The organism is Nocardioides lianchengensis (assembly GCF_900101465.1).
Taxonomy (GTDB): Bacteria; Actinomycetota; Actinomycetes; order Propionibacteriales; family Nocardioidaceae; genus Nocardioides; species Nocardioides lianchengensis.
The window spans coordinates 58610-70645 of the sequence record NZ_FMZM01000007.1 but is presented as its reverse complement, the minus strand read 5'-3'; the positions used below and the strand labels follow the sequence as shown (position 1 = coordinate 70645).

At 70.6% G+C, this 12036-nt stretch carries 12 protein-coding genes; all 12 read right to left on the bottom strand.

The window, feature by feature from the left end; all coding sequences use genetic code 11:
• Nucleotides 1-8: 8 nt before the first annotated feature.
• Nucleotides 9-311, bottom strand: a complete 303-nt coding sequence (nuoK, locus tag BLT76_RS13670) for an NADH-quinone oxidoreductase subunit NuoK (RefSeq protein ID WP_090856854.1) — start codon at nucleotides 309-311, stop codon at nucleotides 9-11.
• Nucleotides 311-1180, bottom strand: coding sequence for an NADH-quinone oxidoreductase subunit J (locus BLT76_RS13665; protein WP_280139648.1), 870 nt, complete (start codon nucleotides 1178-1180; stop codon nucleotides 311-313). The genes nuoK and BLT76_RS13665 overlap by 1 nt, the downstream gene beginning before the upstream one ends.
• Nucleotides 1177-1737 (bottom strand): NADH-quinone oxidoreductase subunit NuoI, encoded by a 561-nt coding sequence (nuoI, locus tag BLT76_RS13660; protein WP_090856852.1) that lies wholly within the window; start codon nucleotides 1735-1737, stop codon nucleotides 1177-1179. The genes BLT76_RS13665 and nuoI overlap by 4 nt, the downstream gene beginning before the upstream one ends.
• Nucleotide 1738: 1 nt before the next feature.
• A complete protein-coding gene (gene nuoH, locus BLT76_RS13655) occupies nucleotides 1739-3055 on the bottom strand; it encodes an NADH-quinone oxidoreductase subunit NuoH (protein WP_244509405.1) in 1317 nt (438 codons plus the stop codon).
• Nucleotides 3052-5463, bottom strand: a complete 2412-nt coding sequence (locus BLT76_RS13650; protein WP_090856849.1) for an NADH-quinone oxidoreductase subunit G — start codon at nucleotides 5461-5463, stop codon at nucleotides 3052-3054. Before BLT76_RS13650 ends, nuoH begins: the two co-directional genes overlap by 4 nt.
• Nucleotides 5460-6770: an NADH-quinone oxidoreductase subunit NuoF gene (gene nuoF, locus BLT76_RS13645; RefSeq protein ID WP_090856846.1), complete on the bottom strand. Its 1311-nt coding sequence runs from the start codon at nucleotides 6768-6770 to the stop codon at nucleotides 5460-5462. Before nuoF ends, BLT76_RS13650 begins: the two co-directional genes overlap by 4 nt.
• A complete protein-coding gene (nuoE, locus tag BLT76_RS13640) occupies nucleotides 6767-7564 on the bottom strand; it encodes an NADH-quinone oxidoreductase subunit NuoE (RefSeq protein WP_090856843.1) in 798 nt (265 codons plus the stop codon). The genes nuoF and nuoE overlap by 4 nt, the downstream gene beginning before the upstream one ends.
• Nucleotides 7565-7646: 82 nt before the next feature.
• Nucleotides 7647-8981, bottom strand: a complete 1335-nt coding sequence (locus tag BLT76_RS13635) for an NADH-quinone oxidoreductase subunit D (RefSeq protein WP_090856840.1) — start codon at nucleotides 8979-8981, stop codon at nucleotides 7647-7649.
• Nucleotides 8981-9700, bottom strand: a complete 720-nt coding sequence (locus BLT76_RS13630) for an NADH-quinone oxidoreductase subunit C (RefSeq protein ID WP_090856837.1) — start codon at nucleotides 9698-9700, stop codon at nucleotides 8981-8983. The genes BLT76_RS13635 and BLT76_RS13630 overlap by 1 nt, the downstream gene beginning before the upstream one ends.
• Nucleotides 9697-10251 (bottom strand): NuoB/complex I 20 kDa subunit family protein, encoded by a 555-nt coding sequence (locus BLT76_RS13625; protein ID WP_090856834.1) that lies wholly within the window; start codon nucleotides 10249-10251, stop codon nucleotides 9697-9699. The genes BLT76_RS13630 and BLT76_RS13625 overlap by 4 nt, the downstream gene beginning before the upstream one ends.
• 126 nt (nucleotides 10252-10377) lie before the next feature.
• The gene (locus BLT76_RS13620; protein WP_090856831.1) at nucleotides 10378-10737 is read right to left on the bottom strand and encodes an NADH-quinone oxidoreductase subunit A; all 360 of its coding nucleotides are present in this window, start codon (nucleotides 10735-10737) and stop codon (nucleotides 10378-10380) included.
• Nucleotides 10738-11229: 492 nt separating this feature from the next.
• Complete coding sequence (locus BLT76_RS13615; protein WP_090857513.1) at nucleotides 11230-11919, bottom strand: demethylmenaquinone methyltransferase; 690 nt, start codon at nucleotides 11917-11919, stop codon at nucleotides 11230-11232.
• Between the last annotated feature and the right edge of the window lie 117 nt (nucleotides 11920-12036).

Sequence of the window (12036 nt, the reverse complement as noted above, 5' to 3'; positions counted from 1 at the left end):
GAGGACTCCTAGTACTTCAGCAGGCTCGCGTCGTCGACCGAGGCCGAACGACGGGTGCGGAAGATGGTCATGATGATCGCGAGCCCGACGACGACCTCGGCCGCGGCCACCACCATCACGAAGAAGGCGGCGACCTGACCGTCGAGGTTGCCGTGCTGCTTGGCGAAGGCGACCAGCGCGAGGTTGCACGCGTTGAGCATCAGCTCGACGCACATGAACACCACGATGGCGTTGCGGCGGGTCAGCACGCCCACGCAGCCGATGGTGAACAGGATCGACGAGAGGATGATGTACGGCGTCACGTCGTCCATCAGCGGTCCCCTTCCTCGGACGGGTCATCGACCTGGGACGGCGGTACGCCGGTCCCCCGCTCGGTGTTGTGGCCCGACCCGGCGGAGGTGTCCGCGGCCGAGCCGGCACCGCCGGGCACGCCGCCCAGCGAGCGCTGGACCTCCTCGATGTCGTCGGCCAGCGCCGGCGCGGAGCGGACCGTGCCGCGGGCGGCCAGCACCCGCGAGACCGACAGCGCCGAGGCCGTGCCGTCGGGCAGCAGGGCCGGGGTGTCGACCGCGTTGTGGCGGGCGAAGACACCGGGGGCCGGGAGCGGGCCGAGGTGCTCGCCCTTCTCGGCGTAGTCGCGGACCCGCTGGGCGGCCAGGCTGGCCTGGGTCGCCTTGGGCGTCAGCCGCTCGCGGTGGGCGAGCACCATCGCGCCCATCGCCGCGGTGATGAGCAGCGCGCTGGTGACCTCGAAGGCGAAGACGTAGCGGGAGAAGAGGATGTTGGCGAGCCCCTGGATGTTGCCGCCGCTGTTGGCCTCCTCCAGGCCGACCACGGTCCCGAGCGCGATCTGGGAGAGACCGAGCAGGAGCAGCACGCCGAGCACCAGGCCGGCGATGACCGCGAGCACCCGCTGGCCGCGGATCGTCTCGACCGTGGAGTCGGAGGCGTCGACGCCGACCAGCATCAGCACGAACAGGAACAGCATCAGGATCGCGCCGGTGTAGACGATGATCTGCACCGCGAAGAGGAACGGCGCCTCCAGCACGGCGTACAGGATGGCGAGGCTGATCATCACGACCGCGAGCAGCAGGGCCGCGTGCACGGCCTTGCGCACGAAGAGGATGCCGAGCGCCGCGATGACCATGATCGGCGCCAGGACGTAGAACGCGGGGCTCACTCCGGGGCCCCCTCGGTCCCGCTCGCGGGCGCCCGGGTCGCGCCGCGGTAGTAGTCGCCCTCGTCGTCGCCGAGCCGCATCGGGTGCGGCGGCTGCTCCATGCCCGGCAGCAGCGGGGCGAGGAGGTCGGACTTCTCGTAGATCAGGTCGGCGCGGTTGTCGTCGGCCAGCTCGTACTCGTTGGTCATCGTGAGCGCCCGGGTCGGGCAGGCCTCGATGCACAGTCCGCAGAGGATGCAGCGCAGGTAGTTGATCTGGTAGACGCGGCCGTACCGCTCCCCCGGGCTGAACCGGCCGGAGCCGTCGTCGGTGTCGACGTTCTGGGCCCCCTCGACGTAGATCGCGTCGGCCGGGCAGGCCCAGGCGCACAACTCGCAGCCGATGCACTTCTCCAGCCCGTCGGGCCAGCGGTTCAGCTGGTGGCGGCCGTGGAAGCGGGGCGCCGTCGGCAGCTTCTCGAAGGGGTACTGCTCGGTGACGACCTTCTTGAACATCGTCCGGAAGGTCACCCCGAACCCGGCGACCGGGTCCCAGAACTGCTCCTTCAACGTGGGCATGTCAGTGCTCCTCCCCGGCCGGGACCGTGGAACTGGATCTGAAGGTCAGCGGCTCGGCCGCACCGCGGACGGCGCCACCGGCGGGCATGGGCGGGACCGGGAACGAGCCGGACGCCGGCGCGGCCGGAGCCGCCGCGGGCTCCTCGTCGCCGTCGGCGTCCTCGTCGGTGAAGAAGAAGAGAGCCAGGAACAGCACCACCAGCACCCCGATCCCGATCAGGAGGTACTGACGGTCGATGCCGCCCTCGAGGGAGATCGCGCGGATGGTGGCCACCGCGATGATCCACAGCAGCGCGGCCGGGATCAGCCGCTTCCACCCGAAGGCCATGAACTGGTCGTAGCGCAGCCGCGGCAGCGAGCCGCGCAGCCAGATGAAGACGAAGATGAAGGCCAGCACCTTGCCGAAGAACCACAGCACCGGCCAGTAGCCCTCGTTGAACCCGGCGTACAGCTCGTCGATCCAGAACGGCGCGTGCCAGCCGCCGAGGAACAGGGTCGTCGCGAGCGCCGACACCGTGGCCATGTTGATGTACTCGGCCAGGAAGAACAGGGCGAACTTCAGCGAGGAGTACTCGGTGTGGAAGCCGCCGACCAGCTCGCCCTCGGCCTCGGGGAGGTCGAACGGCGCGCGGTTGGTCTCGCCCACCATGGCGATCGTGTAGATGACGAACGACGGCGCGAGGATCAGGCCGAACCACAGATTGTCCTGGGCCTCGACGATCTCGGAGGTCGACATCGAGCCGGCGTACAGGAAGACCGCGACCAGGGCGAGGCCCATCGCGACCTCGTAGGAGATCATCTGGGCGCTGGAGCGCAGCCCACCCAGCAGGGAGTACGTCGAGCCGCTGGACCAGCCGCCGAGCACGATGCCGTAGATGCCGATCGAGGCGATGGCCATCACGAACAGCACGGCGACCGGCATGTCGGTCAGCTGCAGCGGCGTGCGCTCGCCGAACAGGGTGACCTCGGGTCCGAAGGGGATCACCGAGAACGTCACGAACGCGGGGACCACGGCCAGCACCGGGGCGATCAGGAAGACCGCCTTGTCGGCCGCCTTCGGGATGATGTCCTCCTTCAGCGCCAGCTTCACGCCGTCGGCCAGCGACTGCAGCAGGCCGAAGGGTCCGTTGACGTTGGGCCCGATGCGGTGCTGCATCCGGGCGACGACGCGGCGCTCCCACCAGATGTTGAACAGGGTGAGCAGCACCAGGATCAGGAAGATCAGGAAGGTCTTGATCAGGATGATCCACCAGGGGTCCTGGCCGAAGTCGGCCAGGCTGGTGTCGTCCGCCGCCAGCGGCAGGGTCGAGAGGATCACGCGCCCGCTCCCTTCACGGTGACCGTCGAGCCGGGCGAGGCGAGGTCGGCGAGCACGCCGCGGCCGACCGAGTTCGCCGGCACCCAGACCACGTCGTCGGGCAGCTCCTTGTTGATGACCGCGGGCAGCGTGACCGAGCCGCGGTCACCGGTGAGGGTGACCAGCTGGCCGTGCTGCTCGAAGATCGCCGCCGGCACCCGGACCACGGGCATCCGGGCGGTGGCACGCAGGTGCTCGTCGCCGTCCTGCATCGTGCCGAGGTCGACCATCTGCTTCCAACTCGCGATCCGCACGCCGCCCATCGCACCGGCGGCTCCGCCGCCCGAGGAGTACGACGGGGTCGCGGGCCGCTGGCCGTCCCAGGGACCCATCTCGGCCATCCGGGCGCGGACGTCGGCGACGGTGCGGAACCCGAGCGGGTGACCCAGCTCCTCGGCGATGCCGGCCAGGATCCGCAGGTCGGGCAGCGAGGCCGGGTTGCTGAAGACCGCCTCGAAGGGCCGCGGGCGACCCTCCCAGGTGATGAATGTGCCGGCCTTGTCGCTGACCGGCGCGACCGGGAACACCACGTCGGCGGCCCGGGTCACGTCGGTCTCGCGCAGCTCGAGGGCGACGACGAACGACGCCGCCTCGACCGCCGCGCGCGTGGCGGCGGGGTTGCTGGTGTCGTCGGGGTCGACGCCGCCGATCACGAGGCCGCCGAGCTGGCCGTCGACCAGCGCGGCCACGATCGCGTCGGCGTCGCGGCCGGGGGCGTCGGGCAGCGTGTCGACGCCCCAGCTGGCCGCGGCGTCGACGCGGGCGGCCGGGTCGGAGACGGGGCGACCACCGGGCAGCAGGGTGGGCAGGCAGCCGGCCTCGACCGCGCCGCGGTCACCGGCCCGGCGCGGCACCCAGGCCAGCTTGGCCCCGGTCTTGCGGGCCAGCGCCGCGGCGGCGGAGAGGGCACCCGGCGAGGTGGCCAGCCGCTCGCCGACCAGGATCACCGCGGTGCTGTCGACGCCGTACTCGGCCTGCTCGAGGAGGGACTCGATCACCGCCGCCTCCGCGCCCGGGGCGGCGATGATCGCCTGACCGCCCATCTTGCGCAGCCCGCGCGAGCGGTACGGCGCGACCGCGAGGACGCGGGTGCCGTGCTGCTGGTGGGCCTTGCGCAGCCGCAGGAAGATCGCGCCCGCCTCGTCCTCGGGCTCGAGGCCGAGCAGGACCACGGTCGCGGCGGACTCCAGGTCGGCGTACGTCGGGGAGCCGGTGTCGGGGTGGGTCAGCGCGACCTCGGCGGCCAGGAACTCGGCCTCCTCCGACGACAGCGGGCGGGCCCGGAAGTCGACGTCGTTGGTGCCGAGGGCGACCCGGGCGAAGGTGCTGTAGGCGAAGGCGTCCTCGGCCGTCACCCGGCCGCCCGTGAGCACGCCGGTCGCCCCCGCGGCCTGCAGGCCGCGCGCCGCGACGGCGAACGCCTCGGGCCAGGACGCGGGACGGAGCTCGCCGTCCTCCCCGCGCACCTGCGGGTAGGTCAGCCGGTCGGGCTGCTGCGCGTAGGTGAACGCGAAGCGGTCCTTGTCGGTGATCCACTCCTCGTTGACCTCGGGGTCGTTGCCGGCCAGCCGGCGCATCACCTTGCCGCGGCGGTGGTCGACGCGGATGGCGGAGCCGCAGGCGTCGTGCTCGGCGACGGACGGGGTCGAGACCAGGTCGAAGGGCCGCGAGCGGAAGCGGTACTCGGCGGAGGTCAGCGCGCCGACCGGGCAGATCTGGATGGTGTTGCCCGAGAAGTAGCTCTGCAGCGGCTCCTTCTCGTAGATCCCGACCTGCTGGAGCGCACCGCGCTCGACCAGCGCGATGAACGGGTCGCCCGCGATCTGCTCGGAGAAGCGGGTGCACCGCGCGCAGAGCACGCAGCGCTCGCGGTCGAGCAGCACCTGGGCCGAGATGTTGATCGGCTTCGGGTAGGTGCGCTTGACGCCCTCGAACCGGGACTCGCCGCGCCCGTTCGACATGGCCTGGTTCTGCAGCGGGCACTCGCCGCCCTTGTCGCAGACCGGGCAGTCGAGCGGGTGATTGACCAGCAGGAACTCCATGATCCCCTGCTGCGCCTTGTCGGCTGCGGGGCTGGTGGCCTGGGTGTTCACGACCATGCCCTCGGCGACCGGCAGCGTGCAGGAGGCCTGCGGCTTCGGGAACCCGCGGCCGTTGCCGGCGTCGGGGATGTCGACCAGGCACTGGCGGCAGGCGCCGACCGGTGCGAGCAGCGGGTGGTCGCAGAACCGCGGGATCTGGACGCCGGCCTGCTCGGCCGCCCGGATCACCAGGGTGTCCTTCGGGACGCTGACCTGGACGCCGTCGATCGTGACGGACACCAGGTCGGTGCGCTCCACCCCGTTGGTCGAGCCTGTCGAGACCGTCATGCCATCGCCTCCAGTCCGGCCCAGGCCGTGGACCGGCTCGCGTCGAAGGGGCACCCGCCGTGCGTGAGGTGGGCGAGGTACTCGTCGCGGAAGTGCTTGATCGAGCTGGTGATCGGGCTGGTCGCGCCGTCGCCGAGGGCGCAGAACGAGCGGCCCAGGATGTTGTCGCACTGGTCGAGCAGCAGGTCGAGGTCGGACTCGGAGCCCTGCCCCTTCTCCAGCGCGGCCAGCGTCTGGACCAGCCACCAGGTGCCCTCGCGGCAGGGCGTGCACTTGCCGCAGGACTCGTGCTTGTAGAACTCGGTCCACCGCAGCACCGCGCGGACGACGCACACCGTCTCGTCGAAGAGCTGGAGGGCTCGGGTGCCGAGCATGGTGCCGGCGCCGGCCATCCCCTCGAAGTCGAGCGGCAGGTCGAGGTGCTCGGCGGTCAGCAGCGGGGTGCTGGAGCCGCCGGGCGTCCAGAACTTCAGCTGGTGGCCGGCGCGGATGCCGCCGGCCAGGTCGACCAGCTCGCGCAGGGTGATGCCGAGCGGGGCTTCGTACTGCCCCGGGCGGTTGACGTGGCCGGAGAGCGAGAAGATGCCGAAGCCCTTGGACTTCTCGGTGCCCATGCTGGCGAACCACTCCGCGCCGTTGCCGACGATGCTCGGCACCGATGCGATCGACTCGACGTTGTTGATGACCGTCGGGCTGGCGTAGAGACCGGCGACGGCCGGGAACGGCGGGCGCAGGCGGGGTTGGCCGCGACGGCCCTCGAGGCCCTCGAGCAGCGCCGTCTCCTCGCCGCAGATGTAGGCGCCGGCCCCGGCGTGCACCACGATGTCGAGGTCGTAGCCGGAGCCGTGGATGTTGGTGCCGAGGTGGCCGGCGGCGTACGCCTCGGCGACCGCGGCCTGCACCCGGCGGATCACGTGCAGCACCTCGCCGCGGATGTAGATGAAGGCCTTGTTGCCGCGGATGGCGAAGGAGCTGATGATCACGCCCTCGACCAGGGTGTGCGGCGAGGCCATCATCAGCGGGATGTCCTTGCAGGTGCCCGGCTCGGACTCGTCGGCGTTGACGACGAGGTACTTGGGCTTGGGGTTGTCCTGCGGGATGAACGACCACTTCATGCCGGTCGGGAAGCCCGCGCCGCCGCGGCCGCGCAGGCCGGAGTCCTTGACCGCGGAGATGATGTCGTCGGGCGCCATGGTCAGCGCCTTCTTGAGGGCGTCGTAGCCGCCGCGCGCCTCGTACGACGCGAGCGTCCAGGCGCGCTCGTCCCCCCAGTTGTCGGTGAGCACCGGGGTCAGGATGCTGGTCACTCCGCGTCCTCCTTCTCAGCCGCCGTGGTGGTGGTCGGCGCCTTCTCCTCGACCGCGGCCTGCTCGGCCTGCTTGTCGTCGGACACGCGAGCGCCCTCGACCGCCTGGGCGGGCTGCTCGGGCACGCCGTGCCCGCCGTCGCCCTGATCCCTGTCGGGAGCGGTCCAGCCGCGCTCGCGGGCGATGCCGAGGCCGACCAGCGAGGCCGGGCCGGCGGCCGGGCCCTCGTCGACACGGCCGTCGGGGAAGCCGGCCAGGACCCGCTCCGCCTCGCGCCAGGTGCAGATGCGCGGGCCGCGGGTGGAGGTGACCTCCTTGCCGGAGCGGAGGTCGTCGACCAGGGCCACCGCGGACTGCGGCGTCTGGTTGTCCATGAACTCCCAGTTCACCATCATCACCGGGGCGTAGTCGCAGGCCGCGTTGCACTCGAGGTGCTCCAGGGTGACCTTGCCGTCGGTGGTGGTCTCGTCGTTGCCGACGTCGAGGTGGTCCTTCAGGCGGGCGAAGATCTCGTCGCCGCCCATCACCGCGCAGAGCGTGTTGGTGCAGACGCCGACGTGGTAGTCGCCGACCGGCTTGCGCTTGTACATCGTGTAGAAGGTCGCGACGCCGCTGACCTCGGCCGCGGAGATGCCGAGGATGTCGGCGCAGGCCTCGATCCCCTCCGGGGTGATCCGGCCCTGGGCCGACTGCACGAGGTGCAGCATCGGCAGCAGACCGGAGCGCGGCTGCGGGTAGCGGGCGGCGATGGACTCGAGCTCGGCGTACGTCTCGTCGGTGATTGCGCTGGTCACTGGCCACCAACCTTTCGGGGTCCCCGCGGAGTTGTTCGCGGAGGAGCGAAGCGGGGGAGCGAAGAACTCCGTGGGGTGAAGCTCATCTGTCGACGCCTCCCATCACGGGGTCGATGGACGCGATCGCGACGATGACGTCGGCGACCATGCCGCCCTCGCTCATCACGCTCGTGGCCTGCAGGTTGGTGAACGACGGGTCGCGGAAGTGCGCCCGGAACGGGCGGGTGCCGCCGTCGGAGACCACGTGGGCACCGAGCTCGCCGCGAGGCGACTCGACGGGCACGTAGGCCTGGCCGGCCGGGACCCGGAAGCCCTCGGTCACCAGCTTGAAGTGGTGGATCAGCGCCTCCATCGACTCGCCCATGATGTGGCGGATGTGGTCGAGGGAGTTGCCCATGCCGTCGGAGCCGATGGCCAGCTGGCTGGGCCAGGCGATCTTCTTGTCGCCGACCATGACCGGGGCACCCTCGAGGCCGGCCAGCCGGTCGGCGGCCTGCTCGATGATCTTCAGCGACTCCCACATCTCGTTGAGGCGGATCCGGAACCGGCCGTACGCGTCGGCGGTGTCCCAGGTCTGGACCTCGAAGTCGTAGTCCTCGTAGCCGGAGTACGGCTCGGTCTTGCGCAGGTCCCACGGGTAGCCGGTGCTGCGGAGCACCGGGCCGGTGAGACCCAGCGCCAGGCAGCCCTCGAGGTCGAGGTGACCGACGTCGACGAGCCGGGCCTTGAAGATCGGGTTGGCGTTGCAGAGGGCGGCGTACTCGGGGAGCCGCTTCTTCATCAGGGCCACGAAGCCGCGGATCTCGTCGAGCGCGCCCGGCGGGAGATCCTGGGCGACGCCGCCGGGACGGATGAAGGCGTGGTTCATGCGCAGGCCCGTGATCAGCTCGAACAGGTCGAGCACCAGCTCCCGCTCACGGAAGCCGATGGTCATCACGGTCAGCGCGCCGATCTCCATGCCGCCGGTGGCGATGCAGACCAGGTGGGAGGAGATCCGGTTGAGCTCCATGAGGAGCACCCGCATGACCTCGGCCTTCTCCGGGATCTGGTCCTCGATGTCGAGGAGCCGCTCGACGCCGAGGACGTAGGTCATCTCGTTGTAGAACGGCGAGAGGTAGTCCATCCGGGTGCAGAACGTGACGCCCTGGACCCAGGAGCGGAACTCCATGTTCTTCTCGATGCCGGTGTGCAGATAGCCGATGCCGCACCGGGCCTCGGTCACCGTCTCGCCCTCGAGCTCGAGGATGAGCCGGAGCACGCCGTGGGTGGACGGGTGCTGCGGACCCATGTTGACGACGATCCGCTCCTCGACCTCCTCGGCGAGGCCGTCAGCGATCTGGTCCCAGTCCTGACCGGTGACCGTGAAGACGCGGCCCTCGGTGGTCTCGCTGGCGCCTGCGTAGATGTCCTGGCTCATCAGTTGTACGACCTCCGCTGGTCGGGAGGCGGAACTGTGCCGCCCTTGTACTCCACGGGGATGCCGCCCAAGGGGTAGTCCTTGCGCTGCGGGTGGCCCGGCCAGTCGTCGGGCATGAGGATCCGGGTGAGCGCCGGGTGACCGTCGAAGATCAGCCCGAACATGTCGTAGGTCTCGCGCTCGTGCCAGTCGGCCGTCGGGTAGGTCGCGACGATCGAGGGGACGTGCGGGTCGGCGTCGGGCGCCGACACCTCGACCCGGATCCGGCGGTTGTGGGTCATCGAGAGCAGGTGGTAGACCGCGTGCAGCTCGCGCCCCTCGTCGGCCGGGTAGTGCACGCCACTCACGCCGGAGAGCAGCTCGAAGCGCAGCGCCGGGTCGTCGCGCAGCGTCCTGGCCACGGTCGGGAGGTCCTCGCGCCGGACGTGGAAGGTGATCTCGCGACGGTGGATGACCACGCTCTCGACCGCGTGCTCGAGGCCTGCGGTGCCGAGGGCCGTCTCGAGCGCGCTCGTGACCTCCTCGTGCCAGCCGTCGAACGGCCGCTGGGCCGCCCCCGGCAGGACGACCGGCTGCACGAGCCCGCCGTACCCGCTGGTGTCGCCGGAGCCCTTGGCCCCGAACATCCCGGTGCGGACACCGACGGTGCGGACCTCGGGCTCGGTGGTGGCCGGCACGGCGTTCTCGGGCGTCTCGTCGGTGTGGTCGTTCTCGCTCACCGCAGCAGGCCCTTCATGTCCGAGGTGGGCAGCGCCCGCAGCGCGGCGTTCTCGCGCTCCTCGATCTCGACGAGGCGGTTGACGCCGAGCTTCTTGGCCTGGACCTGGTCGTGCAGCTTGAGGATCGCGTCGATGAGCATCTCGGGCCGCGGCGGGCAGCCGGGGAGGTACATGTCGACGGGGACGACGTGGTCGACGCCCTGGACGATCGCGTAGTTGTTGAACATGCCGCCGCTGCTGGCGCAGACGCCCATCGCGAGCACCCACTTCGGGTCGGGCATCTGGTCGTAGATCTGGCGCAGGACGGGCGCCATCTTCTGGCTGACCCGGCCGGCGACGATCATCAGGTCGGCCTGGCGGGGGCTGGCCCGGAAGACCTCCATGCCGAAGCGCGCGAGGTCGTACTTGGGGCCGCCGCTGGTCATCATCTCGATGGCACAGCAGGCCAGGCCGAAGGTGGCCGGCCAGAACGACGCCTTGCGCATGTAGCCGGCGACGCCCTCGACGGTCGTCAGCAGCACGCCGCTGGGGAGCTTCTCCTCGATACCCATCTCAATGTGCCCTTTCAGTCTGCTGAGCGTCGTCAGGCGCGTGCGCTGCCGAGGCCGACGAGGGACGCGGCCCGGAGTTGGCCGTCGACCGAGGAGTACGCGGGCAGGGTGCGTGCATCGCGGCGCTCAGTCCCACTCGAGGCCGCCGCGGCGCCATACGTAGGCGTAGGCGACGAAGACGGTGGCGATGAAGACGACCATCTCGACCAGGCCGAAGAACTTCATCGCGTCGAAGTGCACGGCCCACGGGTAGAGAAAGATGATCTCGATGTCGAAGACGATGAAGAGCATCGCGGTGATGTAGTACTTCACCGGGAACCGGCCGCCGCCCACGGGCTGCGGGGTCGGCTCGATGCCGCACTCGTAGGAGTCGAGCTTGGCGCGGTTGTAGCGCTTGGGACCGACGAAGGCCGACATGGCCACGGATCCCACCGCGAACAGGGCCGCGAGCGCGGCCAGGAACAGCACCGGGGTGTAGAGCTCCATGCCGTCGGTCCTCCCCTAGCAGGTCGCCGCGATCGGTCCGTTTTGTGCCTTTGTGAACCGAATCACGAAGTGGCGTCGCGCACATACTGCCACTCACCCACCCCGCCCGCACGCCGGGGGGACAGAACCAGGAAATAGGTCCTGACCTGGGCATTTAGTCAACGCAGACGTGCCTTAATTCACACCGGACCTGACCTGCGAGAACGCGTTCCATGACCTAGATCACCCCCCTGGGAGGGGTCTTCACGCGCGGGTGGTCGGAGGGGTCTCGGGAGTGTGGTAAGCGTCCACCTGGACCGGGACGAAAGTCCTGGGACCGCGACTGCGGAGCACGTTTCCGCCACCGGAGAACGGCACCGTGACCTGTCCCACGTCGAGGGCGACGTCAGGCGTCTTGCGGGCTGCGGGGGTTTCGACCCGGTCGCTGCGCGACCTGCTCAACCACCGGTGGGGGCCGGCGACCGGCGCGACCGCCGGTGCGCGGCGACGGTGCTAGTTGGTCGCGCGGTGCAGGGCGACGATGCCGCCGGAGAGGTTCTGCCACTCGGGACGACGCCAGCCGGCCTCCGCGACCAGGACGGCGAGGCCCTCCTGGTCCGGCCAGGCGCGGATCGACTCGGCGAGGTAGACGTAGGCGTCCGGGGAGGAGGAGACGGCGCGCGAGATCGCGGGCAGGGCCTTCATGAGGTACTCGAGGTAGACGGTGCGGAACGGCGTCCAGGTGGGGTGGCTGAACTCGCAGACGACGAGGCGGCCACCGGGGCGGGTGACCCGCTGGAGCTCGGCCAGGCCCGCGACCGGGTCGACGATGTTGCGCAGCCCGAAGGAGATCGTGACCGCGTCAAAGGTGTCGTCGGCGAAGGGCAGGCGGGTCCCGTCGCCGGCGGTGAAGGGCAGGTGCGGGCGGGCCGCCTTGCCGACCTGCAGCATCCCCAGCGAGAAGTCGCAGGGCACGACCGTGGCGCCGCGGTCGGCGAAGGGCTGGCTCGACGTACCGGTGCCGGCGGCGAGGTCGAGGACCCGCTCCCCCGGCTGCGGGTCGACGGCGGCGATGACGGCCTTGCGCCAGCGCCGGTCCTGCCCCAGCGAGAGGACGTCGTTCGTCACGTCGTAGCGACGGGCGACCGCGTCGAACATGCGTCGGACGTCGGTCGGCTGCTTGTCGAGCTCTGCACGGGCCACGCGCACAGGCTAGAGCGGTGCCGCGGGAAGTTCGGAGCCGGATGCAACCAAGTGCCTCGGCCGGGCGTCTTCCCCGTGTCCCGACAGCACGTCGGGCACCACCTCGAACCGAAGGAA

Excerpts from the sequence above, each read along its gene's own strand:
- BLT76_RS13620 (WP_090856831.1), bottom strand. The coding sequence starts at position 10,737 with ATGGAGCTCTACACCCCGGTGCTGTTCCTGGCCGCGCTCGCGGCCCTG.
- BLT76_RS13625 (WP_090856834.1), bottom strand. The coding sequence starts at position 10,251 with ATGGGTATCGAGGAGAAGCTCCCCAGCGGCGTGCTGCTGACGACCGTC.
- nuoK (WP_090856854.1), bottom strand. The coding sequence starts at position 311 with ATGGACGACGTGACGCCGTACATCATCCTCTCGTCGATCCTGTTCACC.
- nuoI (WP_090856852.1), bottom strand. The coding sequence starts at position 1,737 with ATGCCCACGTTGAAGGAGCAGTTCTGGGACCCGGTCGCCGGGTTCGGG.
- BLT76_RS13635 (WP_090856840.1), bottom strand. The coding sequence starts at position 8,981 with ATGAGCCAGGACATCTACGCAGGCGCCAGCGAGACCACCGAGGGCCGC.
- BLT76_RS13650 (WP_090856849.1), bottom strand. The coding sequence starts at position 5,463 with ATGACGGTCTCGACAGGCTCGACCAACGGGGTGGAGCGCACCGACCTG.